Below are 25300 nucleotides of genomic sequence, written 5' to 3'. Positions count from 1 at the left end.
AACTTCTTATCCTTTCTCAAATAAAGCTATCGATTCAACATGAGCTGTATGAGGGAACATATCCATAACACCGGCGGACTTTAAACAATAGCCTTTGTGATTAACCAGAATATCAGCATCCCTTGCCAAAGTTGCTGGATTACAAGAAACATAAACAATACGCTCAGGGTGAAGACTTTCTATTTGTTTAACTACTTCCATAGCACCTGAACGAGGCGGGTCGAGTAACAGTTTGGTAAAATGCTGGGTGGTTAATTTAGTAATTTCCTCCAGTTTTTCAAGGTTGGCACAGAAAAACTCCGCATTATTTAGACCATTTGCCTGCGCATTCATTTGGGCGCGCTCAACCATCGCTTTACTTCCTTCAACACCGACTACCCTGGCACAATGTTTTGCCATAGGAAGGGAAAAATTGCCCAGACCGCAAAACAGATCCAGTACAGTATCATTGGAAGTCAAATTCATTAAATCCAATGCCAAAGCCACCATTAATTGATTTAATTTTGCATTCACCTGGGTAAAATCAGTGGGATAAAATTTAAATTTAATATTTTCTCTAAAGAGTGTGTACGTTAAAAATTCAGAGCTTCCAGAAGGATAAAAGAGCTCTACAGTTTCGTTTCCTCCTGGTTGTAAAAATAGGCGAAAATTTGTTCTGGCGCCAAATGCTCGAAGCTTTTCTTGATCGTCATGGGTTAGTGAATGTAAATTACGAAAAATTAAGGCAATATCGTCATCCCCTACTGCGACTTCGATTTGAGCAATAATTCGTGGATCCTCAAACGAATCAATTAACAGGCGTAAGTTAGAAATCTCTTCACTGATGCTTTTATGCAAGACCGGACATTCCTTGATTTCAGTAATGAAGCGTGGATTATTTTTTTCTCTGAAACCAACAAGACTACGTTGTTTCTTCTCGACATAACGAACGCTTAACCTGGCTTTATTGCGATAATGCCAACTGTCACTGCTAAGTGAATCCAAGATAATTTGAGGTTCACAGTGACCAACTCGCTTTAATAAATCCAGCAGTAACTTCTGCTTTTCATGAATCTGTGTTTGCTCGTTTAAATGCTGTAAGGAGCAACCACCGCAAAGAGTATAATGTGAACAAGAAGGTTCTACACGAGTAGTCGATGGAGAGAGAATGGCAACAATCTTGCCTTCATCAAAATCACTTTTAACTCGGGTATATTGAAATGAAACCTTTTCATTAGGAAGAGCACCTTGAATAAAAGTAGTTTTGCCATTTATACGAGCAATTCCACGACCATCATGACTAAACTTTTCCACTTCTGCAATGATTGTTTCGGCTGGTAATCTTTGTCGTCTTCTACTCATCCAATACTTCTCTTAAAACTGATTACTAAAATTCTGAGTGACCACATAGGATAATTTTAGATTCTCAATGACAATTTTATAATCAAGTTAAATAAAATAAGTGTAAAGAATAACACAGGAAAGAATATCTCTGCACTAACGCAATAAGGAAAAAGAACCGTTAACCCCATTTGCTGCCAATTTATTTTTTAAAGAATCTGTCATTTGCTTTGTTGCAAAAGGCCCTACCCTAACAATGAAGCGCTGATCATATTTTTCAATGATTACTGGTGAAGGAGTTAATCTGGCTAATTTACTTTGTAGCAAGATAGCTAACTTTTCGGAACTGAAAGCACCGGCCTGAACATAATAATGAGCAACTCTTTTTCCAGTGTTAAGCGCCTCAATTTCAACAGGTGCCGTACCGTGAGGGAGTAGCCCCAACTTTGTTGCTGCTGCATAAGACAAATCTATCACTCGGTCATTTCGAAAAGGCCCTCGATCGTTTACTTTTACAATAGCAACACGACCATTACTTAAGTTTTTTACTCTTACATAAGTTGGTAAGGGTAATGTTTTATGCGCTGCCGTCATGGCATACATATCATAATCATCACCACTTGATGTTCGTTGTTTATGAAATTTGGTTCCATACCAGGATGCTATTCCACGCGTTTTATAGCCACTGGAATTTTTTAACACCTCATAAGTACGTCCTTCTACAGCATAAGTATCAGGATTTCCATAGCGACTGAAAGGCTCAAGTTTAGGCTTGACTTCTTTAAATGACGATGGTAATGGACCCTTGGGGGCGCCATCTTTCTCTTGAGTATACCTTGATGGTGTTTTGGTCATAGAGGTCGTTTTTACCTCTTTTGCCACAGGCATTTTATGATTGGAATAAATTGATGTTGGAGATGGAGCACAACCACCAAGAACAAAAAAGATAAAAAAGAAGACAAATCGCATTATTGACACTCAAGTTATTGTTTTTCCTCTAACTATATACAAAGAGAAAAACGATGAAAATACCTTTATGTGATTTGGTTGTAAGATTGAGGCTGTGGTAAGATGGGAGGTATTTTTTTGTAACCATGAGTATAGAAAACATGAAGTCAACATTCTCAGCACATCGATTATTATTAGTAGCCAGCCTGCTTGTAAAATCAGGTATTTTTTACGCAGCAGATGTTTTACCAACGGCTAGCTTATCTAGCAGCGTCCCTCCTTCAGTGGCGGTTAGTAATAAACCTCTCATTACTCCTTCAGCACCTACATTGAATGCAAAAGCCTATATTCTTGTTGATGTAAACAGCGGAAAAATAATTGCTGAGAAAAATAGTGAGCAGAAATTACCTCCCGCCAGTTTAACAAAGATGATGACACTCTACGTCATTTCAAATGCACTGCACAATCAACAAATTCATTTAAATGATACCATTAGAATTAGTCGCGAAGCCTGGAAAACTGGTGGCTCCCGCATGTTTGTCAAGGAAGGTCAACAAGTAACCATTGAAGATTTGCTAAAGGGTATTATTGTTGATTCTGGTAATGATGCCTGTGTTGCGATGGCAGAACATCTTGGTGGCAGCGAACAAGGTTTTGCTCAAATTATGAATCAGCAAGCCCAAAGTTTGGGAATGAAAGATAGTCATTTTACCGATAGCACAGGACTACCCGATGAAAATCTATACACTACTGCTAAAGACTTGGCTATTCTTGGGCGTGCTTTGGTACTCAATTTCCCCCAATATTATCACTGGTATAAGCAAAAATGGTTTACTTATAATGGAATCCGTCAACCCAATCGCAATCGTTTGCTTTGGCGTGATAATCAGGTTGATGGAATAAAGACAGGCCATACTAACGAAGCTGGTTTTTGTCTGGTTTCTTCAGCAAAACGTGACAATATGCGACTTTTGGCAGTTGTTATGGGCTCCCCTACTGATACTGCCCGTGCTGATGACAGTGAGCGTTTGCTAAATTATGGTTTCCGCTTTTTTGAGACTCATGAGCTTTATAAAGGTGGCAAAGCCATTACTGAAATTCCTGTCTACAAAGGAGCGATGGGCAAGGTTAATGTAGGTTTACGAAATGATCAGTTTGTGACAATTCCCAATGGTCAATACCAAAGATTAAGTGTTAATACCAAGGTAACACAGCATCTACAGGCTCCTATCAAAAAAGGAGATAAGGTGGGCGAATTGGTTATAAAATTCGATAATAATGTGATTGAAACTCAGAATCTTTACGCACTTCAAGAGATTCCCAAGGGCGGTCTATTTACTCGCATGAAAGATTCCATTCGTCTGGCCTTCCAAGGTTGGCTTGGTTAGGATAATAAATGTCAGGTATTGTTTATCTTAATGGTGAGTACGTAAAAGCGGGGCAAGCAAAAATCTCGGTGTTTGATCGTGGCTTTTTGTTCGGAGACGCAGTGTATGAAGTTATTCCAGTGTACAACAGTCGCCCTTTTTTTGCTGAAAGACATTTAGAACGACTAGAAGCAAGCCTGACACACGCAAGAATTGTTAAGCCAGAACTGGATTGGCTATCAATTTTTCACCATCTCATTCAACAAAATGGTGGTGGTGACTTACAAATTTATGTGCAAATCACTCGTGGTGACCAGGGTGTGCGTAAACATGATATCCCCGCCAATTTGAAACCAACGGTAGTGATGTTTACGCTACATACTCCTTATACTTCTGATGAAATTAAAAGAAAAGGTTTGCATGTTCATCTTACTGAAGATACGCGGTGGCTTCGTTGTGACATTAAAACAACTTCTCTTTTGGCGAATATTTTGCTTAACGATAATGCAGTCTCTCGTGGTGCGAGTACTGCCATTTTATCGCGGGATGGGCTATTGACCGAAGGAAGTGCAAGTAATGTATTTTTAGTCAATAAAGATATTATTTATACTCCTCCTCTTAATCATCTGTGTTTACCAGGTATCACACGACAAATTACTATTGAACTTATACAATCTTTATTGTGGACTTTACGAGAAGAAAATATTCCGGCTGAGGCTCTTTTTGAAGCTCAAGAGGTATGGATTACCAGCACTACCAAAGAAATTTATCCGGTAACTTGTATTGACAATGTTCTTATAGGTAATGGGGTTGCTGGGCCATATTGGGAGCAAATCAATGCTAAGTATCAACAATTAATTCTTAAATAACTATGACTGAGAAAAAATCTTTTATTGAGTTTCCCTGTGATTTTCCTTTAAAAATTATTGGTACTAATACAACAGAATTTTTTAAAGAAATTACTGAGATTACACGCAAGCATTTTCCTGAAACGCTGGATGAAGCTATTGTTTGCCAGGAAAGTAAACAGGGTAATTATCTTGCTATTACAGTTACTGTTTATGCTTATAATCAGGATACACTTGACGCCCTTTACTTTGAGTTAACGCAACATCCCGATATTAAAATGGTATTATAATGTGGAATATCAGAAATTTAGGTCTGCAACCCTATCTTACGGTCTGGAATAGTATGAAGGAATTTACTTCCACAAGGAATGAGCATACTATTGATGAATTGTGGCTGCTTGAGCACCCCCCGGTGTATACGCAGGGGCAAGCGGGTAAGTCAGAACATATTCTAAACCCAAATTCTATACCCGTAGTACAAAGTGATCGAGGAGGACAGGTTACTTACCATGGCCCAGGGCAGATGGTGGGTTATATCCTGATGGATATTCGGCGACAGCGGCTTGGAATAAGAACACTGGTCAACCAAATTGAACAAGTTTTAATATCTCTTTTGGCTTGTTATCATGTCAATGGAACTACAAAGCCAGGTGCGCCCGGTGTCTATGTGGGCGACAAGAAAATAGCCTCAATAGGATTACGGGTAAAAAATGGTTGTACCTATCATGGCATTGCGCTTAATGTTGCAATGGATTTAGAGCCTTTTGATGGCATTAATCCCTGTGGGTTTGCCAAATTACAAATGACACAAATTAGTAATTATAACTCTGCTGTAAATGTTGCGGGTGTCAGTAAACAATTTACTGAGGTATTTTTAACTCAATTCGAACATTAAGAATGCATTTTTTTTCTGACTATATTCAACCACTTACTATTTGGCTTCATGCTCATCCTCATTGGGCTTTATTGATTACTTTTTTCATTTCTTTTACAGAATCACTTGCTATCATTGGGAGTATAATTCCAGGCTCTGTCACTATGACTGCTATTGGTATTCTGGCAGGTTCGGGTGTTATGCGGATTGATTTAACCTTGCTAGCTGCAACCCTGGGTGCAATTGCAGGCGATAGTGCAAGCTATATGTTAGGCTATACCTTTAGTGAGAGACTGGTTAATATTTGGCCGTTTAGTCGTTATCCCAACTGGCTTTCATTTGGGAAAGAGTACTTTGCTCGTCATGGCGGTAAAAGTGTTTTAATAGGTCGTTTTGTTGGGCCACTACGTTCAATTATACCTGTCATTGCTGGCATGATGGGAATGAGTCAGTGGCGCTTTTTCATTGCTAATTCACTTTCAGCAGTTGGATGGGCAGTTTTATACATTTTCCCCGGTTTTTTAATTGGCGCCGCAAGCAGTGAATTATCGCAGGAAAGTGCTACCCGTCTTTTTTTATTAGTATTGGTATTATTGGCGGGTATCTGGCTATTAAGTGTAGGGCTTAAATGGTTGTTTATCCGATTAAACCGCTTGCTACGTGTGGGTTTACATGGATTTTGGTCCTGGTCACAAAATCATCCTCATATAGCCAAACTTTTTAAACTCCTGACACCAGTTGATGAACTCAATTATTATCCTACAGCTGCATTAACTGTTTTGTTTGCATTAAGCAGCTTGTGTTTTTGTATTTTAAGTGGCCTGGTTATTCATGAAACTTGGATTAGTAACTTTAATCAGCCTGTTCATCTTTTTTTACAAAGCTTGCGCACTAATTCCTTTGATGCTTTTTTTATTGTGGTATCCCAAATTACCAGTCCTTTAGTGCTATCAACCTTTGTTGTTTTGATAGCTTTTATAACTATTTATTTTCGTGATTGGCGTGCTTTGACTTATTGGCTCTACCTGAGTATCACCTGCACCCTGCTTTTATTTTTTCTTCATTGGCTAATTGAAAGTCCGAGGCCACAAGGTTTACTGGAAGTTAAGGCAGGTTACTCCTATCCTCTGGCAGAATTAACCTATGCAACTGCCTTTTTCTCTGCGTTTATGTTTTTTATCAGTGCTCATGCAAGAACTTTAGTTAATCGCTTTGTAAAAATCACACTGTCTATTAGCTTGCTTCTTGCCGGTTTGGCTCCAGTATATCTTGGTGACAACTGGATTACCGATAGTCTTGGCGCTTATCTTTGTGGTTTTAGCCTATGTTTAGTTCATTGGTTGTTTTACCGACGTTTAAAATCGAATATTGTGTGTACAGCCTACGGTCCTTTAAAAATTTTGCTAATTCTCATTGTTATGGCTGTTATAAGTGCAGTGCTTAACTATCGGCAGTTACAGCGCGACCATCAACCCTATTTAGCGCAATATGTGTTTACCGATGAGCTCTGGTGGAGACAAACACAGCCTTTATTACCTATCTATCGGACTAATCGTATTGGTAACTACGTCAGCGTTTTTAATATTCAATATGTAGGCTCCATATCTAGTTTGGAACGTGCTCTTACTAATTTCGGTTGGCAAAAAGTTGATGACTCTTTATTTAACTCTCTTCTGACGAGAATAAGTGGTCAACCCTCTGCGCATGATTTGCCGTTAATGGCACAACTTTATTTAAATCGAAAACCAGTTTTAATAATGACTTATCAGCCTAGCGACGGAAATCCCGTACAAATATTACGTATTTGGCGCTCTAATTATCACCTTAAACATTTCCGCCAACCTATATGGCTTGGGAGCGTTCATCCTAAAAAATTAATAAAACCTCACGATTTTAATAAGAGTATTACTAATGAAGTTAATCGTCCTATTTCGCTCTTTTATGTAAGCTCTGCACTCCCTGATTTTTTGCAGCGCCAAACTCCATTACCCGTTAAATTAAAACTCCCTATTCGGGTTGAGCCCAGTTTGCTTTTGATTAAAGAAGAATCATCAATAAACCTGGAGCGTTAATCGAGACATCTTATAGAGTCTGAGGTAAACTAAAGAGCTTTAGTCATTATTCAAAGAAGGATAATTTAATGATTAACATCGCAGATGGAATTCACTTGCTACTTCCTATTTTCAGCTTAATAATTTTTCTTTTGGGGCTAAAATTTAAGCGAAACAATTATATTTTAGTGGCCTTGTGGGTCAGCCTTATCATACTAATACTTCAATATCATGCATCCGGTGGTGAGATTTTAGGAAGTTATTTTAATTATCTGCATGCTGCGGCGTATTCGTTAAATTTACTGATTCTGCTCTTGTCGATTTTCTATCTTGTTTTTAATTTTTTAAGAGGTAGGGAAAGTAGTACTCTGCAATATGCAACCGGATTAATAGGTGCCATATTAGTGACAGGGTCTACTCTTTTATTAATTAATCTGTGGATTAATGCCAATTTTATCGAAAATCGAATGCAAGGCACCCCTATTCTTCAAGTAGCCACATTTAATAAACCTCTTTATTGTGATTATAAATATGTTTTTTATAAAATTAATACCAGCGGTAACGTTGAATATATGTGTCCCAATCACTATGGCTTTTTGCCTTCAGTTGGAAAACTCGACACTGCTCCCGATTTTGTTATTAAACAATTACCTAAGCAATTGCAAGCCAAAATACAATAAATCTCCATAAGGAGACTAAAATGAATGCTATTTCAATTGCTAATAGTTTATTCTGTTTTTTTTTGCATTTTGTTACTATACCAAAAAATTTTACGAAATTATTATCATGCGAAGCCTGCTTTTATCTGCATTAATTTTATTTTCTTCAGTGTCCTTAAGTATGGCGCCCAAACTAAATTGGGATAAGGCAATTGATAAAGCAGTCTATCGATATGGTTTAAAGACTGAACCAGAGTTAATGCACTACTTTGCTCGTGCTAAAGTTGCCTACCCTCCCAAAGAGGTGGCACTCCTGGCATTTAAAAAGGAAAGACAGGTAGAATTATGGGCAAAAAATGACAATCAATCCTGGCGTTTTATAAAGTTTTATCCCTTAACTGCTTTTAGCGGCCGATTGGGCCCAAAATTAAAAGAAAGCGATGGACAAATTCCGGAAGGGATCTATCGTTTAATTACTTTCAATCCTTTTAGCTCCATGCATTTATCAATGATGATTGATTACCCCAATCATTTTGATCGCCTACAGGCGGCGAAAGATGGGCGAAAAAATTTGGGTAATAATATTTTCCTGCACGGTAAATCGCTCTCCGTAGGATGTTTAGCAGTTGGGGACAGAGCAATCGATCAACTGTTTCTATTAGCTCGTCGTGTTGGGTTAAGCCATGTGAAAGTCATTATTGCACCGAATGATTTACGCATTGCCAAGCCCGCTACATCCACTTTTGCTCAACCACGTTGGCTACCTGAGCTGTATAAGCAAATTTCCACTGCATTAAATCAATTTCCCGCGACACATAAAAATTTGTTAATGGCTACCAAGTAAAGGTGTATCCTACGCGTTAGCAGTAAATTCTACTGAAGTACAGCAAAGACTTCTTCGATAGCAATCCCATCTTCGCTTTGTATATAATCCTCTATACTCATTGAAAGCCATCCTTAAGATCAAAATGCCAGAAGCATAAAACCAGCGACACACTTTAATTTCTAAAATTTATTCATGCTCTGGATCAACAACAAAGATGCCTGGAGCATTGCGCAAATATTCATTGTAGTCCATGCCATAACCAAAGATATAGTGATCATCAACTTGCAAGCCAACAAAGTCAGCATTTTGTAGCCCATCCGGGACACGCTTGTGATGCTTATCGACTAACACTGCACTATAAACCTCACTTGCTCCCATTGCTTCAATTTCTTTTATAATGGCAGCTAAAGTGACACCACCATCAAGAATGTCATCAACGACTAAAACAGTTCTATTGGCTAGAGTAAGATTTGGTCTTACTTTCCAGTGGAGCTCACCACCTTTTATTTCCCCGCGGTAGCGAGTAGCATGCACATAGTCTACTTCCAGAGGAAAATCAAGACGAGGTAACAAATTACCCATAGGGACTAAACCACCAATCATGACACATAAAATAACCGGGTTCTTATCATGCAATCGTTCATGAATATTAATAGCCATACGATCAAGAGCAGCTTCAACTTCTTTTGTAGTAAAAAGACAACTTGATTTTTCATATACTTCTTTAATTTTATTTGGAATAGACATCTTAAATCCTAAGATTTTTAATATTAATCTTTACGCTTATTAGGAACTGGGAACATACTAACCTTTCCCTCTTCTACTACTTTATCTCGAACTTTGGCTACACCTTGCTTATTGACCTCATCAATGCGAAAGATGGCATGCATGGGTATATAGGTTCGCTTGACACTATTAAACTCTACCTTTAATCGCTCTTCAGAAGGATCAACAACGAGAGAGGTATTTTCACCAAAAACGAAATCCTCTACTTCAAGAAAGCCAAAAATCTCACTTTCACATACATTGCGTGCATAAATTTCATAAACTGCATCTTGATTGGCAAAAGTTATACGGTATAACGTTTTTTTTGACATGCGGCTAACCTAAAATTAAATCCCGGTGCATTATAACGAATGTAATTAGAACTATTCAAACAATCTTATAAAGATATCAGGGCAACTCATACTTTATTTAAATTATAAACATGTGAAATTAATCCAAAATGGTATGATCTTGGTCCTAATAAAGAGGCTTAAAAATAGACTAAAAAGGGGTTTGCAATGGCATTCTTTCGCGATCGAGTAACTCTTCTTCTATCGTTTCTGGCAGAAAATCAGTATAGCCTTCTTCATATTTTTGTACTACCAAACAATAAAATCCTGCTGGACAGGGCCACATCATTTTCCCTACTTCATTTAAAAATTCTAATCGCTTAATCCAATGTTCTTTATAAACAGGAGGAATAAAATAAAAACTGGATAAGTGACATTGAATATAACTTCGATGAAGCACAGCTCGCTTTATAAAAAATACGGACATGGAATGAGTAGGCAAAGTACCAAAGCAGGTGTGCCAGCCAAAACGCATCATCCAGCCCCATAGACTCATAGGATTGATGCCTAAAAAAACAATATAGCCCATGGGTTTTAGAACTCTGTCCATTTCATCAATGGGATTTTTTTTATGAGTAAACGCTTCCATTGTTAACGGAGCAATAATACAGTCAACACTATTCCTATCAAGTGGCATAGAATTAAATGTGGTAATTAAACTGCTGGAGGGATTAAAATAAGGGCTTGCCAACCATTTGTGGCTATAATGAAGCGAATGTAACCAGAGATTGTCCCCACAGTCGCCAAGCTGTAGTAAAGTTTCCCCATGTAGAAATTCAGCTAATGGTGCCAACTCATCTGTAAATGCTTGCCCAACATGCCGACCTTGGTCGGATAAAAACCAATTACGAAGGGCTTGAAACCTATTTTCATGATTTTCAAAAGGCAAAGCTCTGTCCCAGGAATAAAAGCAAATTATCTTTTTGTACCATACAGTTACCCCTAGCAGCAAGAGCGTTAAGTACAGCTATAGTGGAAGATCAACATGCAAAAGAAGCCTCCTGTATGTATCCAATGATTAGTGGGTAATAAAAATATTACTCATGTTGTAAAAAATCTAAAAGATTATTAATTTCAGCAACCAGTGTAACGTCACCCGCACTACGTCCCATGTTTTCTTCGGTAGCTACTAATTTCAAGTGAATGTCATCGCGCCAATTTTTAAGAGCAACAATACGTTCTTCTTTTGTCAATTCTTCATCTGCCAATACTGCAGAAGGATTGCAATAATGGCGCATCGGATTAGCCAGTTTCTCACCATGCTCCATTTTTCGCCTCCTTTTATTTTTACTATAAGTTTAGCATATTGGGCTTTTTATTTTGGATTCATTAAGTTATAGTTGAGCTGAAAAAATTAGCAAAGTCTATTCATGGAAAGAATTCAGCAAGAACAACAACATTTATCTCTTGTTGCTCAACTTATTAATAAGAATAATCTAATCAGTGAAAAAGAAATAGCTCAGTATCAGCAAAATGCTGATCAAGCGGATCAATCTCTTCAGAATTATTTAGTTACAAATAATATTGTTTCTGAATTACAAATAGCATTACTGCTAGCAGAACATTTCAACATTCCCTATCTCAATATAGACTCTGTAGATATTGAACTCATTCCCTGGCGTCTTATCACCGACAGGCTAATGCGTCGGCTTCACGTAGCACCACTTATGCTACGAGAAAATCATTTAATTCTAGCAACCGATTATCCTACTCAAACACTAACGAAAGAAATTCAATTCTATACTGGGCTAACAGTAACTTTGGCTATTGCTGAGACTTCCAAGCTAAATCAACTTATTGAAAAAATTTATCAACGCAAACTCAGCGAGGGCCCAACTAATTACAAAGATTATTCCATGCAGCAAGCTTCAAGTAATTTATCGGTTGAAGTGAAGGACTGTTCTGAAGATGACGCATCCATTGTTAATTTTGTCGACAGTATTCTTTTTGACGCTATTAAAAGAAAGGCCTCTGACATTCATTTCGAGACCTATGAAAATTACTATCGAATTCGTTATCGTATGGATGGTGTTTTAACCGAGATAGCAACACCTCCAATTGATTTAGCTCAAAGGATTACGGCACGTATAAAAATTATGGCTAATTTAGATATCTCTGAGCGCCGTATCCCTCAGGATGGTCGATTTAATGTAAGATTTTCAGAAAATACTTTAAGGGATTGTCGGATAAATAGTTGTCCCACTATTAACGGTGAAAAAGTAGTGATTCGCATTCTTAATTCAGATACACCAAAAATTAACATTGAATCCTTGGGATTTAACAAAAGACAGGAAAAATACTTTCTGGATGCCATTGCAAAGCCGCAAGGAATGATTCTTGTAACGGGCCCAACTGGCAGTGGTAAAACAGTTTCCTTATATGCAGCCCTTAGTTTATTAAATACCCAGGAAAAAAATATTTCCACTGCAGAAGATCCTGTAGAGATTAAACTCTCAGGAATTAATCAAGTAAATATTAATACAAAAGCAGGCTTAACCTTTGCAAAAGCTTTGCGTGCTTTTTTACGTCAAGATCCCGATGTGATGATGATAGGCGAAATCCGAGATTTTGAAACAGCTGAGATGGCGATTAAAGCAGCTCAAACAGGTCATCTAATTTTGTCTACGTTACATACTAATAGTGCTGCCGAAACTTTAACACGGCTTGCTAACTTAGGAGTTTCTCCCTTTAATATTGCAAGCTCTCTTACTCTTCTAATAGCTCAGCGCCTGGTAAGACGTTTATGCCAGCACTGCAAGCAAATTCAAAGCAATTTGACAACACATCAATTAGAACAATTTGGTTTGAACGCAAAAATATCATCAATTCCTTTTTTCAAAGCTAAAGGATGCAAATATTGCTTTGATGGCTATAAGGGACGTGTTGGGATATTTGAGGTGATGCCTGTCTCGCCTGCCATTGAGAGACTTATTCTTACAGGCAAGGATACTGATGAAATTCTTAAACAGGCGAAAAAAGAAGGCATGCTCACTATTTATCAATCAGGACTTGAAAAAATTAAAGAAGGAATAACAACCCTTGAGGAATTGAATCGAGTGGTAATTCAATAATGTTGAATATAAAGAAAATTAATAAACACGAGATTACTATTTTTAGCCGACAAATGGCAACCATGATTGCGGCCGGCCTCCCTCTAATACAAGCTTTCGATGTTATAGAAAAAGGAGCTGTAAACAATTATTTAAAAAAACTGGTCGCAACAATAAAATACGACATCGAGGCCAGCTATACCTTTGCAGAGGCGCTTCAAAAGCACCCTGCTTACTTTAGTTCATTATTTTGTAGTTTAATTGAGGCCGGAGAAAAATCTGGTGCTCTGGCTATAATGCTTAATAAAGTAGCTACTTATCAGGAAAAGCTTGACACAGTTCGCAAAAAAATTACAAGAATCATGGCTTATCCACTTACAGTCTTGTTGATGGCGCTACTAATTACTGTGGGACTTTTATTATTTGTAATTCCGCAATTTGCTGTATTGTTTAATACCTTTGGAGCTGAGCTACCTTTTTTAACGCAAGGGGTTATTTATCTTTCTCATCTCTTGCAGAACCATGGGTTTTTCATTCTAGGAACATCGATGACGCTCATAGGAGGAGTTTTTTATTCCAGAAAAAATTTTCCCCATTTTTCCCATTACTGGGATAAGGCTTTACTGAAGTTACCTGTGTTGGGGAGGTTTTTAGTACAATCCATAATTGTCCGTTTTTCACGCACATTAGCCGTGACTCTTTCTGCAGGATTACCCCTAATGCAAGCATTGCATGCTGCTGGCAATGTAACAGGTAATAGCGTCTATCAATTAGCGAGCTACCGTATTCAAGATGCAGTATCTTATGGGCAATCTTTACGCTTGGCTCTGGAAAACGCTGGTATTTTTCCTGCCCTGGTTATTCAGATGATTGCAATAGGCGAAGAGTCAGGAACGCTTGAAGCCATGCTGAATAAAATTGCTGATTATTATGAAGGTGAAATAAATAATGCTGTTGAATCACTTAATATTTTATTAGAGCCCTTTATCATGGCAATATTAGGTATCGTGATTGGAACCCTCTTACTGGCAGTGTATGTTCCGATTTTTAAACTTGGCTCAATTATGTAATAAAAATGCTCAATCTTGAAATAATTTCCTCCCCAATGACTTATATTTTTTTAACACTCTTTTCATTAGCGGTAGGAAGCCTTCTAAATGTAATTATTTATCGTTTGCCCATCATGCTTCGCACTGAATTTGAAGAGGAATGTCGTGTTTTCCTAAATTTACCAGGAAGCGTCAATCGAAAAATTAATTTATATTTACCTCGTTCCTTCTGCCCATATTGTAAAAACACCCTTTCAGCACTCAATAATATTCCCATTCTTAGTTATTGCTTGCAACGAGGACGTTGCAAACAATGTGGTCATTCTATTTCTCTACGTTATCCCCTTGTAGAGTTGACAACCTGTCTTCTTTCGCTGCTTTCTGCGTGGGTATTTGGCTTTAATTTAACGCTCTTGTTTGTCCTGTTGTTTATTTGGTTTTTAATCTGTCTTTTTTTTATTGATCTGGAACATCAAATTTTACCTGACGTATTAACGTTAAGCCTGCTATGGCTTGGCTTGATAGCTAATACTCAATCATTATTTACTTCACTAACAGATGCAGTTTTAAGTAGCGTCGCGGCTTATCTTAGCCTTTGGCTGGTTATAAAATTATTTTATTTAGTCAGAGGTAAAATTGGCATGGGAAATGGAGACTTCAAATTATTTGCAGCATTTGGTGCCTGGTTTGGCTGGACATCTCTGCCGCTTATTTTATTAATAGCCTCACTTTCAGGTGCGGTAATAGGATTAATTTACCTTTCAATGATGAAAAAGGGAAAAGAAACCCCAATTCCTTTCGGGCCCTTTCTTTGTTTGTCTGGCCTCTTATCCTTGTTCTGGGGAAAAGCAATTTTAAATTGGTATTTAGGATTTTTTTTGTAGCTCACTTAGCTCACTGTGTATAGCTGATGAAAATACATCGAGAGATCTTAACGAAAATGCAATAATACTTGATGAAGTTGCAATAATGAGATATTTTCTGACAACATTAATTTATAGGAAAAAAAATGCTCATAAAACTCCTGTTAGGTGTTCGCAAATTTCGTCAAGAAGTATTCAAGGAAATGGACTCTCTCTTCCAAATGTTAAGTAATGGACAATACCCTGATGCCTTGTTTATTACGTGCGCTGACTCTCGTATTGTTCCCAATCTATTAACTCAATCAACTCCTGGTGACTTATTTGTTGTGCGTAATGTAGGCAACATTGTTCCTCCTAATGAAACAAACAATAGCGCAAGCGAAATTGCAGCCATTGAATATGCTTTGAAGGTTCTTAAGGTAAGAAATATAATCCTCTGTGGACACTCAGACTGTGGTGCAATGAAGGGCTTGCTTACGCCGAACTTGGCAGAACAGCTACCCTCAGTGGCGTCCTGGCTAACACATGCTTCTTCAGTAGTGAAAAAATTGCAAGATAAAAAGGAGATTATAGAGTTAGAGAGCGTTATTAAGCAAAATGTTCTTGTCCAAATAGAGCATTTAAAAACCTATCCCATTATTGCTCAAAAACTAGCCTCTAATGAATTAACGATTCATGGGTGGTTTTATAAATTTGAATCAGGTGAGATTTTTATTTATCAGGAGAATCAAGAAGTCTTTGTCCCTCTAGAAGAAGCATTAAAATTATCAATTGACGAGAGGAGAAATCAAATTGTTAAACAAGTTGCTCATGAGTATTTAGCACAATTTCTTCAACCCAAAACGGCTGATGAATTTCAGAAGTCCAGGCAATTATTTTCTGCACTAAAATCTGATTTGAGTACAATTTGGGAGCACTTAAAACCTTTAGTCATAGAAAGACTTTGGGGTGAAATAGGCGAATTATATTCTAATCAAACTGATCAAGAATTTCAGGAATTGATTACATCAGGAGTAAAAATACAGTTAGACAACTTAAAAGAGTTGAAAAAAAATCTTCGAGACTCTACAGGATATTATCAATTCTGTAGGCAACACACTTTATTTAAATCCGTTCAATCAACTGAACCTTTAACCACTTATGTTCCGCACTATCTTGCTCAATGACTAAAAAGGCATTCTGGGAGAGGTTATTGCAAAATGGGCGAAGATCCATTGGCTCACTGCCAGAAACTTCATTTCAGGTGGAGTGGGCGTATCCAGAAATCAACTATGACTAAATAGCGCGATACGCCTTTATGAGCCTATCTCTACTGTGAAGTATTTTTTTGAAATTATTTAATATCTTCAGTACTGGGTTGTCCCTTCGATAATTTTGCATCGAAGTTCTTCAGTTGTAATGAGTTTTCGTAAGTCATGGTAATTTTTAGCTAAGTTTCAATTTAATTTGATATCGTGTACTTCTTCCGCCGCCAGGTAATTTTTCAACACACCCTTTTTCAAGCAAATCAGCTAGATGTCTGGTAGCTGTTGCCTTACTTACTTTGGCAATTTTTTTATATTGAGCGGCACTGATGCCCAGTTCAAAATTTGGATCAGCCTCATCAAACATTCGATTGAGAACTTTGATTTGCTCTTTTGACAGATCCACTGTCTGAAAGGTCTGCCAAAAACGACTTTTTACAAGTGTTTGATCAATTTTATTGATTGCAGTTTGTATACTATCTTCCAATATTCTCAGAAACCAACATAGCCATGGCGTTATATCCATGGTATTACGCTGACTTTTTTCCAATATGTGGTAATAATCATTTCGATTTGCAAGAATGGTAGCGGACATGGCGTATAAACGGATACTCTGCTTATCACTCTGAGCTAAAGCTAAATCCGTTAAAGCGCGAGTGATCCGTCCATTTCCATCCTCAAATGGATGAAGCGTTACAAACCAGAAATGGCAAATAGCCGCTCGTAGTAAAGGATCTACTACAGGATCGTTTAAGCTTTGATTAAACCAGGTTATAAATGCAGTTAATTCGTGCTCTAATCGCTCTCTCGGCGGGGCTTCATAATGTACAGTTGGTCTATCAATACGACCGGAGACAACCTGCATAGGTTCTTCACCACGCAATTGTCCTGCTTTAACAGGATACAATAGAGAAATTGTATCATCAGGAAACAACCACTGATGCCATTGCAACAAGCGAGCCAGCGACAAAGGCGTATCCAAATTACAAATAGCATCCAGCATCATTTGCGCTAAGCCTTCAGAACGCTTGTTCGTTGGGTAAGATTTTTCTAAATGTAGACCGATTCGTTTTGCCAGTGAAGAACGCACAGATTGGACATTTAACTGCTCTCCTTCAATAGCGGATGATGCAATAATATTTTGCAGCAAGGTATCCAGTGCCGATTCAAGTGTCACATTTTCTACTATCGCTCCGGTTTTGCCTAGCAAAACCCCTTGTGTTAATCGCACTTCCCGTAATAGAGGTTGAATAACTGTTTCTTGCCAATAAAAGTGAGGCCAATCTGTCTGTTGCCAGATCCATTTTACTGAAGTATGTGTCATTAAATTTCCTCTTGAGCCAATTAGTTGATGTATTCGGCTCATCAGATGATTTTAATATTAGCAATTTTCGGCTCATTCTTCAAGCCGATTATTAACTTTATTCGGCTCAATTAATGAATAGAAGGTGCTTTTACTGCAATAGGAGGCGCTTTAGGACTAAGCCAGCAATGCGAAGCCAGTTCTTTGGGCGTAGCAGCTCTAAATCTCGCCCAAATACCTGTAAGATTTAGGTAAAGAATGATGCTTAAGAGGTTTTTCGATGTTTCATAATGGCAGCAAAAAACTCAGGCTTATTAAGGCCTATGGATGCGAATATTTGCGGAACGCGATCCCAACTATTTTCTTGCTCAATGCTAGCCACCACTAATTCAAAGCCTTTCTCTTTATCAGAACTAACCCCCCAACCATTGATATAACAGAGACCATGAAGACGTTTTGCTAGCACATGGCCAAGTTTTTCAGCAGATTGTAAATAAACCAAAGCTTCTTCATACAGTTGTTTCATTTGGCGTTCATTACTTGGGTTTGCAAAAAGCCCTTCCAATTGCAAACGCTCTCTAAATTTAGCTTCATCGAGTAGAGTTTTGGCAACTTCATACTGAGCGTTTGCATCATCGAGATTTCCTGCTGCACGCAGACAAGCAATTACCATATCAGCCGCATAAGGATATTTTTTATGGCCTATCAAACTTTTATAAATGGTGGCCAGCTCATGGTAGTAGCCAATTTCTTTAGCCAGTATTTCATCCGGTGGTTGATTATGAATACGATTTTGCTGCATTGCTTTTAACTTTTTTGTTAATCTTCTAATCTTGTAGCGTTTGAATAACATGTTTTCTCCTTATTCAACAGGCGCAGGAACAGCAAGAAACCATTGGATTATGGAAACAATGATTAACACTAAAGCAATCGCACCCAGTACTTTAACAATTGCCAGAAGCGTATCTCGCAAATCTCTTCTAATCTCCTCTTGCATTTCATTTTCAACTTTATCTGGAACCAGATGATAAATACGATTATCAATATAATTGGATGCTAAATAAGAAATATAGCCAAATAACAGTGAAGGAGCGATAAGCATCAAGAAAATAGACCAGGTAGCACCCATATGGGTAAAATTATATTCAGATTTTAACCATTCTCTCCAAATTGAAATAAATTCAGGCACGTCATAAACCCAATCCCAAAACAGAAAAGGAATGATATAAAGACTAAAAACAAATAAAACGAGACTCAACACTAAGGAAATAATTCCAACGATGAAAAGAACACTATTTTGCTGAAGACGACTATGCTCCATTGTTTTTATCCTGAATTTTAGCTAAAAATGAACAGGCATTTTTACTCATGCTTTCTTTAAGCAGTTTCCTTATAGAATAATTCGTGTATCCAAATTAAGTAATCTTTATTATAGATAGCTCTAACGACCTCATTCCTGTTATGCACAGTGCATCTCAAGGATATAAAAGACAATGCTACGGCGAGCCCATGAGTTAATCATAGCGCATTATTAGCGCCTATAAGCAACATAACAGAAGGAAAAAAAATTTCCAAGCCCTACGCCGTCCGTAACGAATGCTGGAAGCCAAGTTACAGATCTATTAGAATCTTTTCATAATGGTTCTACCAGAGAGGCTTATGAAGCAGCATGTATTTATGATATCCGATGGTACCGGTATTACTGCTGAAAATTTAGGTAATAGTTTAATTACCCAATTTGAAAATATAGAATTTGAAAAACTTACCCTTCCTTATATTGACTCCGTCCTGAAGGCAGAAGCAGCAGTTCAACGAATCAACAGTTGTTATGAAGAAACAGGAGTTAAACCCCTTGTTTTTATGACCTTGGTCAACCCAGAGATTGTTAAGACAATTCAACAAGCAAAGGCAAGTATGTTTGACTTATTTAATACTTTCCTGGGTCCTCTTGAACAGGCACTACACGCTAAATCATCCTATACGGTAGGTCGTACACATGGTGTAGCTAATTCTCAATCCTACAGGCAACGCATTGAAGCTGTGGATTATGCACTAGCGCATGATGATGGGATAAAAATTCGTGATTATGACAAAGCAGACATCGTTTTAATCGGTGTTTCTCGCTGTGGTAAAACACCAAGCTGTATTTATATGGCCTTACACTTTGGGGTGCTGGCAGCGAATTACCCTTTCACTGAGGAAGATTTAACCTTTTTAAACTTGCCCGATACACTAAGACCTTATAAACACAAACTTTTTGGATTAACCATAGACGCGGAGCGATTGCAACATATTCGCACAGAGCGGCGGCCGAATAGCAAATATGCTTCAGCTGAGCAATGTCGCCTTGAAGTCAGTGAAGTGGAGGCAATGTACAAACGGGAAAAAATTCCCTATTTGAATTCGACCCGCTATTCTATCGAAGAAATTGCGACTAAAGTTTTAGCTGCAGCAGGGATAAAGCGCAAATTTTAAGCAGATGCAGGTTAAAACCTGCTCTGCATGAGCTATCATTCCTGCCACATCGCCATAAAATCCACCACAGGCATTGTAGCTAAGGTATTCGTGTCATTCATCGCTTGAGCAATAGCTTCCACTTTTGCAGGTGTAAAACGCGTTGCTAAATTATGTTTAAATTTTGCAAGAAGGACAGGAATACCTTCCTCACGGCGCCGCTTATGGCCAATAGGATATTCGACAGTCACTACTCTTGATTCTGTCCCATCGTTAAACATTAACTTAATACTATTAGCGATAGAGCGCTTTTCTGGATCATGATAATCTTTGGAAAATTGTTTATTCTCAGTCACCACCATTTTTGCACGTAATTGATCAATACGAGGATCAGCTGCTGCCATATCCTCATAGTGTTCAGCGCGTAAATCTCCATGCAACAGAGCAACTGCTACCATATATTGCAAACAATGATCTCTATCAGCAGGATTATGTAATTTCCCTTGCTTACTGATGATGCGAATTGCTGATTCATGCGTGACTAATTCAATAGTTGCGATGTCATTAAAACGCTCCTTTACCAAGGAATGCAATGCCACCGCACATTCTACAGCAGTTTGGGCATGGAACTCAGCAGGATAGGATAATTTGAATAAAACATTTTCCATCACATAACTGCCATAGGGACGCTGAAATTTAAATGATTTTTCCCCAAAAAGGACATCATAAAAACCCCATTTGGGCGCTGTTAATGCACTTGGGTACCCCATTTCACCCGTTGCAGCAATGAATGCCAGACGTACAGCTCGTGCGGTGGCATCCCCTGCAGCCCAGGATTTACGAGAACCCGCATTTGGCGCATGTCGGTAGGTTCTGAGACTTTGGCCATCTACAAAGACTTGAGATAAAGTGCGCAGCATCATGTCTCTATCTGCTCCCAATAACTGAGCAGCGACTGCAGCACTGGCAATCTTTACTAAAATCACATGATCCAAACCAACGCGATTAAAACTATTTTCAAGAGCCAGGCAGCCTTGAATTTCATGTGCCTTAATCATTGCAGTCAGCACATCATGCATGGTAAATCCTGCTTTACCCTCTCTCAGTTTTTGGCGACTAATATAATCTGCTACTGCTAAAATTGCACCCAGATTATCGGAGGGATGTCCCCACTCAGCTGCAAGCCAGGTGTCATTGAAGTCAAGCCACCTTATCATAGCACCAATGTTAAAGGCCGCCTGCACGGGATCTAATTCATAAGTGGTACCAGGAACACGTGCACCACCCGGCAATACTGCTCCAGGCACCACAGGCCCTAACAACTTTGTACACTCTGGAAAATTTAAAGCGAGCATGCCACAGCCTAGCGTATCCATTAAACACAAGCGTGCTGTTTCATAAGCTTCAACACTTTCAATTGACGTATTCAATACATAATCAACGATGTCAACTAATACTGAATCATAATCAGGCTTAACATTATCTTCTACGTAAGACTGCATATTAACCTCGCGCATCAATGGCAATAAATTTTCTTGACTCAGGTCCCGTATATTCTGAAGTGGGTCTAATAAGTCTGTTATCAGCACGTTGTTCAAAAATATGTGCTGACCATCCAGTAGTACGTGACATTACAAAAATTGGGGTAAAGAGCGATGTTGGAATATCGCAAAAATGATAAGCAGAGGCACTATAGAAATCGAGATTAGGAAACAATTTCTTTTCACGACGCATTACAGCCTCTATTCGTTCTGAGACATTATATAAAAGCATCTCATTTTTTGCCTCAGCCAATTTGTGCGACCAGGCCTTAATGATATCAGAACGTGGATCGCAATCCCTGTAAACACGATGCCCAAACCCCATAATTTTTTCTTTTCGCTCAAGCATAGTCATTAACTCGCTCTCAGCTTCATCCGGACTTTTAAATCTCGCGATTAATTCCATTGCTGCTTCATTGGCACCTCCATGTAGAGGCCCGCGTAAAGTACCAATTGCCGTAGTAATGGCTGAATAAAAATCAGACAAAGTAGCCGCTGTTACTCGAGCTGCAAATGTAGAGGCATTGAACTCGTGCTCTGCATAAAGAATTAATGAAACATTCATCATATCAGCTTCGAGTTTACTCGGTTTGCGGCCGTGCAAAAGAGCCAGGAAATGCCCCCCAATGGTTTGCTCTTCACTCTCACCCGAAATTTCCTTGTTTAAAAAATGATAAGCATACCAATAGCACATCATTCCCGGAAATAACGCTAATAATCGATCGGCAATATTATATTGCTGCGAAAAATCATTTTCAGGCTCCAAAGTGCCTAACAGAGAACAGCCTGTTCTTAATACATCCATAGGATGCGTATTTTTTGGAATTAATTTTAATACCGTTTTTAAGGCATCAGGAATGTGACGTAAATCGATTAATTTTTTTGTATAGCTGGCAAGTTCGGAGCGTGTGGGTAACTGACCATAATGGAGCAAATAAGCCACTTCCTCAAACGTTGCATGCGCTGCCAAATCATCAATAGAATAGCCACGATAATTTAAGCCTTTGCCTTCTTGACCAACCGTTGCTATTGCTGATTGTCCGGCAACAACCCCAGCCAATCCTGCTCCTGATTTATTGACCATCCTCAACCTCCATTAATTGGTCCAGTTTTTTTTCATATTCGTGGTAGCCGAGAACTTGATATAAGTCATTACGTGTTTGCATCTTATCAAGCAAATCCCGCTGTGTTCCTTGCTGCTTTATGGTTTCATACACGGTTAGAGCGGCTTTAGACATGGCTCTAAATGCACTAAGGGGATATAAAATTAGTTGAACCCCTGCTTCTTTTAGCTCTTCTCTAGTAAACAGAGGCGTTTTGCCAAATTCGGTAATATTGGCCAGTACAGGAACGTTAAAGTGGCTGCAAAACGCTTTGTATTCAGCAATAGTAGTTATTGCTTCAGGAAAGAGCATATCAGCACCCAATTCCACGCATAAATGAGCTCTTTCAATAGCCGCACTCATTCCTTCAACGGCATAAGCATCGGTACGTGCCATGATTACAAAGTTTTCATCGATGCGTGCATCTACTGCTGTTTTTATTCTATCGCCCATCTCTTGCATAGAGACAATGGCTTTATTAGGACGATGTCCACACCGTTTGGCCAGCACTTGATCTTCAATATGAATTGCTGCGACACCAGTTCTTTCCATAAGTTTAACCGTTCTGGCAATGTTAAATGCGTGCCCCCAACCTGTATCGATGTCGACTAAAAGTGGCAATGAGGAGGCTTGAGTAATACGTCGAGCATCCTCCAAAACTTCTGCCAGGCCGGTCATTCCCAAATCAGGAAGACCATAGGAAGCATTGGCAACGCCTGCACCTGATAAATAAATGGCTTCACATCCCGCAGACTCTGCGAGCATGGCTGTATAGGCATTAATAGTACCTACCACTTGTAAAGGTGAATGATTTTGAACCAATGCGCGAAAGCGCTTTCCCATGGAACTAGACATCAATACTCACTCCTTGACATTGTGAACCGCTTTTTTATCATGCTCCTACACCAATGGCAAGCTAGTGCAATAAAAACACAGGGCAAACAAATCTAATTTTTGAACACAATGACGTCTGTTAGACGTCTTTGCATTTTTTCACATCTTGTCATCCAGAATGCGGCAAAGCTGCATAAAGGATCCTCTGCAAGTAAAGCCCCACTCCATATAAATCCTCCCTTCTGCTCAAAATGATGCCTTGTTGTTTTTAGATATAAAAATGATTTTGCTCTGCCCAGCAGATAATTATGATTTTTCTGAAATAGTTCTAAATTTAGTAATTTACGAGTAAATTATATCTTTCCCGAATGGTTATGAGCAGATGAGGCTTTTCTTTTTTATTATTATATTTTTTTTTGAATGCCTGTTCCCGGAAGCTATATGGGCGGTTTTCGTTAATGAAAAATTATGGTCCACTATTGGATTTAATACTCAAATTGGAAAGTATGTGTTTCAGATTGAGCCGCAATTACGTGTCCGAGACAGGCCTTATTTATTTGACCAATTTCTTACCAATTTTGGGGGTGGCTATCAACTTTCACCCCAGTGGACACTGTCTTTAGGTGGGACAACGGTTACTACAAAAACCAATCAAGGACCAAGTCTTCAGGAATCTCGAGTGTGGGAACAAGTCTTATTTAAACACGAGCAAGCGCCGTGGCTTACATTACGCTCACGCCTTGAACAGAGAACACTTCAAGATTCCAATCAATGGAGTTATCGTCTTCGTGAGAGGTTAACACTAAAAAAAGCACTGACAGACAACCTGAGTCTTGTGTGGTTTGATGAGTTCTTTATCAATGTAACTCGAGCCGATTGGATTAACACAAAAACCATTGATCAAAACCGAATCTTGATTAGCCTTGATCAACAAGCCTCAAAATCGCTTGTGATTGGTGCAGGCTATCTTTATCAGTATGTATTTTCAACACCTAGACAAGCAAGTCATGTCATTTCTTTATATGCCCAAATTACGCTACCCAATGAAATTAAATGACCAGGCATCCTTTTGAATACCATTTACAATATCCTGAAAGATAGACACGCTCTTCTGACACCTCACATAGAATTTCTCCTTTTCTAAAGGAGCCTTGTATGGCTTTTAACGTTGTTTTATTAAGTTGATTAGCCCAGAAAGGAGCTAAAACACAATGTGCCGATCCTGTCACGGGATCTTCAGGGATATTGTGTTTTGGATAAAAACATCGGGAATAAAAATCTGCCTCATTGCTAGCAGAGGTTAAAATAAGTCCTCTTTTAGGAAGCTTTGCCAAGGCTTTAGCATCGACTTGTGCCTGCAATACAATTCCTTCACCAGGCATCAGGGCCATATAGTCCAGTTCGCTTTCGTAAACTTCAATGCAAGGCTGATCAACCAACGCGGTAATCACCTCTGGGAATTCCATTAAACGATAGTGTAGCCGAGGAAAATCAAGCGTATAACGATCGCCTCTTTGCTTTACCGCCAGGGGGCCACTCATACTCGAAAAATTAACAGTGTCACCTAAACATTTTTTAAGTTCATGTAAAACAAAGCCTGCTGCTAAAGTGGCGTGTCCGCATAAACTGATTTCGCCACGTGGAGTAAACCAACGAATGTGAAACCCTTGATTGTCTTCAATAACAAACGCGGTTTCAGAGAGATTATTCTCAACAGCAATGGCCTGCATAAGCTCATCGTTTAGCCACTCATTTAATAAGCAAACAGCTGCCGGGTTACCGTGAAAAATTTTATCAGTAAAGGCATCTATTTGAAAAATTTCGATACTGTCCACGGTTTCCTTATGAAAG

26 protein-coding genes are annotated in these 25300 nt (G+C 38.6%); 13 read left to right on the top strand and 13 right to left on the bottom strand.

Annotated elements, in window-relative coordinates; genetic code table 11:
* Window positions 1-6: 6 nt before the first annotated feature.
* Both rlmD and clem_RS06555 read right to left on the bottom strand, forming a co-directional pair.
* Window positions 7-1341: a 23S rRNA (uracil(1939)-C(5))-methyltransferase RlmD gene (rlmD, locus tag clem_RS06560; protein WP_094090900.1), complete on the bottom strand. Its 1335-nt coding sequence runs from the start codon at window positions 1339-1341 to the stop codon at window positions 7-9.
* Between the two features lie 135 nt (window positions 1342-1476).
* The gene (locus clem_RS06555; RefSeq protein WP_094090899.1) at window positions 1477-2289 is read right to left on the bottom strand and encodes a septal ring lytic transglycosylase RlpA family protein; all 813 of its coding nucleotides are present in this window, start codon (window positions 2287-2289) and stop codon (window positions 1477-1479) included.
* 125 nt (window positions 2290-2414) lie between these two features.
* On the opposite strand from clem_RS06555, the gene clem_RS06550 reads away from it, so the two are divergent.
* The 7 genes from clem_RS06550 (at window position 2415) to clem_RS06520 (ending at window position 8911) form a co-directional block, all read left to right on the top strand.
* Window positions 2415-3656 (top strand): D-alanyl-D-alanine carboxypeptidase family protein, encoded by a 1242-nt coding sequence (locus clem_RS06550; RefSeq protein WP_232505580.1) that lies wholly within the window; start codon window positions 2415-2417, stop codon window positions 3654-3656.
* An 8-nt stretch (window positions 3657-3664) separates the two neighbouring features.
* Window positions 3665-4504 (top strand): D-amino acid aminotransferase, encoded by an 840-nt coding sequence (locus clem_RS06545; protein ID WP_094090897.1) that lies wholly within the window; start codon window positions 3665-3667, stop codon window positions 4502-4504.
* Between the two features lie 2 nt (window positions 4505-4506).
* Window positions 4507-4773, top strand: coding sequence for an HP0495 family protein (locus clem_RS06540; protein ID WP_094090896.1), 267 nt, complete (start codon window positions 4507-4509; stop codon window positions 4771-4773).
* Window positions 4773-5378: a lipoyl(octanoyl) transferase LipB gene (lipB, locus tag clem_RS06535; protein ID WP_094090895.1), complete on the top strand. Its 606-nt coding sequence runs from the start codon at window positions 4773-4775 to the stop codon at window positions 5376-5378. The genes clem_RS06540 and lipB overlap by 1 nt, the downstream gene beginning before the upstream one ends.
* Window positions 5379-5380: 2 nt before the next feature.
* Window positions 5381-7429: a bifunctional DedA family/phosphatase PAP2 family protein gene (locus clem_RS06530; RefSeq protein WP_094090894.1), complete on the top strand. Its 2049-nt coding sequence runs from the start codon at window positions 5381-5383 to the stop codon at window positions 7427-7429.
* A 68-nt stretch (window positions 7430-7497) separates the two neighbouring features.
* Entirely contained in the window at window positions 7498-8088 is a 591-nt protein-coding gene (locus clem_RS06525) for a type I secretion system protein LssZ (protein WP_094090893.1), read from the top strand.
* 106 nt (window positions 8089-8194) lie between these two features.
* Window positions 8195-8911, top strand: coding sequence for a L,D-transpeptidase family protein (locus clem_RS06520; protein WP_232505579.1), 717 nt, complete (start codon window positions 8195-8197; stop codon window positions 8909-8911).
* A gap of 168 nt (window positions 8912-9079) precedes the next feature.
* Here the strand turns inward: clem_RS06520 and clem_RS06515 are convergent, their stop codons facing one another.
* The 4 genes from clem_RS06515 to clem_RS06500 all read right to left on the bottom strand — a co-directional run bounded on the left by clem_RS06515 (window position 9080) and on the right by clem_RS06500 (window position 11276).
* The gene (locus clem_RS06515; protein ID WP_094090892.1) at window positions 9080-9640 is read right to left on the bottom strand and encodes a hypoxanthine-guanine phosphoribosyltransferase; all 561 of its coding nucleotides are present in this window, start codon (window positions 9638-9640) and stop codon (window positions 9080-9082) included.
* Window positions 9641-9663: 23 nt separating this feature from the next.
* Complete coding sequence (locus tag clem_RS06510) at window positions 9664-9990, bottom strand: DUF1820 family protein (RefSeq protein ID WP_094090891.1); 327 nt, start codon at window positions 9988-9990, stop codon at window positions 9664-9666.
* A gap of 169 nt (window positions 9991-10159) precedes the next feature.
* Window positions 10160-10897 (bottom strand): class I SAM-dependent methyltransferase, encoded by a 738-nt coding sequence (locus tag clem_RS06505; RefSeq protein WP_094090890.1) that lies wholly within the window; start codon window positions 10895-10897, stop codon window positions 10160-10162.
* Window positions 10898-11045: 148 nt separating this feature from the next.
* Window positions 11046-11276 carry a hypothetical protein gene (locus tag clem_RS06500; protein WP_094090889.1) on the bottom strand — a complete coding sequence of 77 codons (231 nt, stop codon included), beginning with the start codon at window positions 11274-11276 and terminating at the stop codon, window positions 11046-11048.
* Between the two features lie 102 nt (window positions 11277-11378).
* Between clem_RS06500 and pilB the strand changes: the two genes are divergently transcribed.
* The 4 genes from pilB (at window position 11379) to clem_RS06480 (ending at window position 16136) form a co-directional block, all read left to right on the top strand.
* Complete coding sequence (gene pilB / locus clem_RS06495) at window positions 11379-13079, top strand: type IV-A pilus assembly ATPase PilB (RefSeq protein WP_094090888.1); 1701 nt, start codon at window positions 11379-11381, stop codon at window positions 13077-13079.
* Entirely contained in the window at window positions 13079-14128 is a 1050-nt protein-coding gene (locus tag clem_RS06490; protein ID WP_094090887.1) for a type II secretion system F family protein, read from the top strand. The genes pilB and clem_RS06490 overlap by 1 nt, the downstream gene beginning before the upstream one ends.
* Before the next feature lie 5 nt (window positions 14129-14133).
* Complete coding sequence (locus clem_RS06485; RefSeq protein ID WP_094090886.1) at window positions 14134-14991, top strand: prepilin peptidase; 858 nt, start codon at window positions 14134-14136, stop codon at window positions 14989-14991.
* A 125-nt stretch (window positions 14992-15116) separates the two neighbouring features.
* Window positions 15117-16136, top strand: coding sequence for a carbonic anhydrase (locus tag clem_RS06480; protein WP_198333205.1), 1020 nt, complete (start codon window positions 15117-15119; stop codon window positions 16134-16136).
* A gap of 259 nt (window positions 16137-16395) precedes the next feature.
* Here the strand turns inward: clem_RS06480 and clem_RS06475 are convergent, their stop codons facing one another.
* The 3 genes from clem_RS06475 to clem_RS06465 all read right to left on the bottom strand — a co-directional run bounded on the left by clem_RS06475 (window position 16396) and on the right by clem_RS06465 (window position 18838).
* Window positions 16396-17538, bottom strand: coding sequence for a Fic family protein (locus clem_RS06475; RefSeq protein ID WP_094090885.1), 1143 nt, complete (start codon window positions 17536-17538; stop codon window positions 16396-16398).
* A 244-nt stretch (window positions 17539-17782) separates the two neighbouring features.
* Window positions 17783-18370, bottom strand: coding sequence for an SEL1-like repeat protein (locus tag clem_RS06470; protein WP_198333202.1), 588 nt, complete (start codon window positions 18368-18370; stop codon window positions 17783-17785).
* Between the two features lie 9 nt (window positions 18371-18379).
* Window positions 18380-18838, bottom strand: coding sequence for a hypothetical protein (locus tag clem_RS06465; RefSeq protein WP_094090884.1), 459 nt, complete (start codon window positions 18836-18838; stop codon window positions 18380-18382).
* A 338-nt stretch (window positions 18839-19176) separates the two neighbouring features.
* Here clem_RS06465 and ppsR point away from each other — a divergent pair, with 338 nt between their 5' ends.
* A complete protein-coding gene (gene ppsR / locus clem_RS06460) occupies window positions 19177-19992 on the top strand; it encodes a posphoenolpyruvate synthetase regulatory kinase/phosphorylase PpsR (protein ID WP_094090883.1) in 816 nt (271 codons plus the stop codon).
* 35 nt (window positions 19993-20027) lie between these two features.
* Here ppsR and clem_RS06455 read toward each other — a convergent pair whose 3' ends face one another.
* The 3 genes from clem_RS06455 to prpB are packed head-to-tail and all read right to left on the bottom strand — an operon-like array spanning window position 20028 to window position 23470.
* Window positions 20028-21473 (bottom strand): bifunctional 2-methylcitrate dehydratase/aconitate hydratase, encoded by a 1446-nt coding sequence (locus tag clem_RS06455; protein ID WP_198333200.1) that lies wholly within the window; start codon window positions 21471-21473, stop codon window positions 20028-20030.
* 1 nt (window position 21474) lies between these two features.
* On the bottom strand, window positions 21475-22596 hold the full coding sequence (gene prpC / locus clem_RS06450) for a bifunctional 2-methylcitrate synthase/citrate synthase (RefSeq protein WP_094090881.1): 1122 nt from the start codon (window positions 22594-22596) through the stop codon (window positions 21475-21477).
* Window positions 22586-23470 (bottom strand): methylisocitrate lyase, encoded by an 885-nt coding sequence (prpB, locus tag clem_RS06445; RefSeq protein WP_094090880.1) that lies wholly within the window; start codon window positions 23468-23470, stop codon window positions 22586-22588. The genes prpC and prpB overlap by 11 nt, the downstream gene beginning before the upstream one ends.
* A gap of 487 nt (window positions 23471-23957) precedes the next feature.
* On the opposite strand from prpB, the gene clem_RS06440 reads away from it, so the two are divergent.
* Window positions 23958-24506 carry a DUF2490 domain-containing protein gene (locus clem_RS06440; RefSeq protein WP_232505578.1) on the top strand — a complete coding sequence of 183 codons (549 nt, stop codon included), beginning with the start codon at window positions 23958-23960 and terminating at the stop codon, window positions 24504-24506.
* Here clem_RS06440 and clem_RS06435 read toward each other — a convergent pair.
* Window positions 24499-25284, bottom strand: a complete 786-nt coding sequence (locus clem_RS06435; protein ID WP_094090878.1) for a PhzF family phenazine biosynthesis protein — start codon at window positions 25282-25284, stop codon at window positions 24499-24501. The two genes, clem_RS06440 and clem_RS06435, sit on opposite strands and share 8 nt — an antisense overlap.
* Window positions 25285-25300: the final 16 nt, after the last annotated feature.

The sequence above is a fragment of the Legionella clemsonensis genome, assembly GCF_002240035.1.
GTDB lineage: Bacteria > Pseudomonadota > Gammaproteobacteria > Legionellales > Legionellaceae > Tatlockia > Tatlockia clemsonensis.
This window is presented reverse-complemented; position numbering and strand designations above follow the sequence as displayed.

Coding starts and splice junctions, on each gene's coding strand:
- rlmD (WP_094090900.1), bottom strand. CDS start 1,341: ATGAGTAGAAGACGACAAAGATTACCAGCCGAAACAATCATTGCAGAA.
- clem_RS06555 (WP_094090899.1), bottom strand. CDS start 2,289: ATGCGATTTGTCTTCTTTTTTATCTTTTTTGTTCTTGGTGGTTGTGCT.
- clem_RS06550 (WP_232505580.1), top strand. CDS start 2,415: ATGAGTATAGAAAACATGAAGTCAACATTCTCAGCACATCGATTATTA.
- clem_RS06545 (WP_094090897.1), top strand. CDS start 3,665: ATGTCAGGTATTGTTTATCTTAATGGTGAGTACGTAAAAGCGGGGCAA.
- clem_RS06540 (WP_094090896.1), top strand. CDS start 4,507: ATGACTGAGAAAAAATCTTTTATTGAGTTTCCCTGTGATTTTCCTTTA.
- lipB (WP_094090895.1), top strand. CDS start 4,773: ATGTGGAATATCAGAAATTTAGGTCTGCAACCCTATCTTACGGTCTGG.
- clem_RS06530 (WP_094090894.1), top strand. CDS start 5,381: ATGCATTTTTTTTCTGACTATATTCAACCACTTACTATTTGGCTTCAT.
- clem_RS06525 (WP_094090893.1), top strand. CDS start 7,498: ATGATTAACATCGCAGATGGAATTCACTTGCTACTTCCTATTTTCAGC.
- clem_RS06520 (WP_232505579.1), top strand. CDS start 8,195: ATGCGAAGCCTGCTTTTATCTGCATTAATTTTATTTTCTTCAGTGTCC.
- clem_RS06515 (WP_094090892.1), bottom strand. CDS start 9,640: ATGTCTATTCCAAATAAAATTAAAGAAGTATATGAAAAATCAAGTTGT.
- clem_RS06510 (WP_094090891.1), bottom strand. CDS start 9,990: ATGTCAAAAAAAACGTTATACCGTATAACTTTTGCCAATCAAGATGCA.
- clem_RS06500 (WP_094090889.1), bottom strand. CDS start 11,276: ATGGAGCATGGTGAGAAACTGGCTAATCCGATGCGCCATTATTGCAAT.
- pilB (WP_094090888.1), top strand. CDS start 11,379: ATGGAAAGAATTCAGCAAGAACAACAACATTTATCTCTTGTTGCTCAA.
- clem_RS06490 (WP_094090887.1), top strand. CDS start 13,079: ATGTTGAATATAAAGAAAATTAATAAACACGAGATTACTATTTTTAGC.
- clem_RS06485 (WP_094090886.1), top strand. CDS start 14,134: ATGCTCAATCTTGAAATAATTTCCTCCCCAATGACTTATATTTTTTTA.
- clem_RS06480 (WP_198333205.1), top strand. CDS start 15,117: ATGCTCATAAAACTCCTGTTAGGTGTTCGCAAATTTCGTCAAGAAGTA.
- clem_RS06475 (WP_094090885.1), bottom strand. CDS start 17,538: ATGACACATACTTCAGTAAAATGGATCTGGCAACAGACAGATTGGCCT.
- clem_RS06470 (WP_198333202.1), bottom strand. CDS start 18,370: ATGTTATTCAAACGCTACAAGATTAGAAGATTAACAAAAAAGTTAAAA.
- clem_RS06465 (WP_094090884.1), bottom strand. CDS start 18,838: ATGGAGCATAGTCGTCTTCAGCAAAATAGTGTTCTTTTCATCGTTGGA.
- ppsR (WP_094090883.1), top strand. CDS start 19,177: ATGAAGCAGCATGTATTTATGATATCCGATGGTACCGGTATTACTGCT.
- clem_RS06455 (WP_198333200.1), bottom strand. CDS start 21,473: ATGCAGTCTTACGTAGAAGATAATGTTAAGCCTGATTATGATTCAGTA.
- prpC (WP_094090881.1), bottom strand. CDS start 22,596: ATGGTCAATAAATCAGGAGCAGGATTGGCTGGGGTTGTTGCCGGACAA.
- prpB (WP_094090880.1), bottom strand. CDS start 23,470: ATGTCTAGTTCCATGGGAAAGCGCTTTCGCGCATTGGTTCAAAATCAT.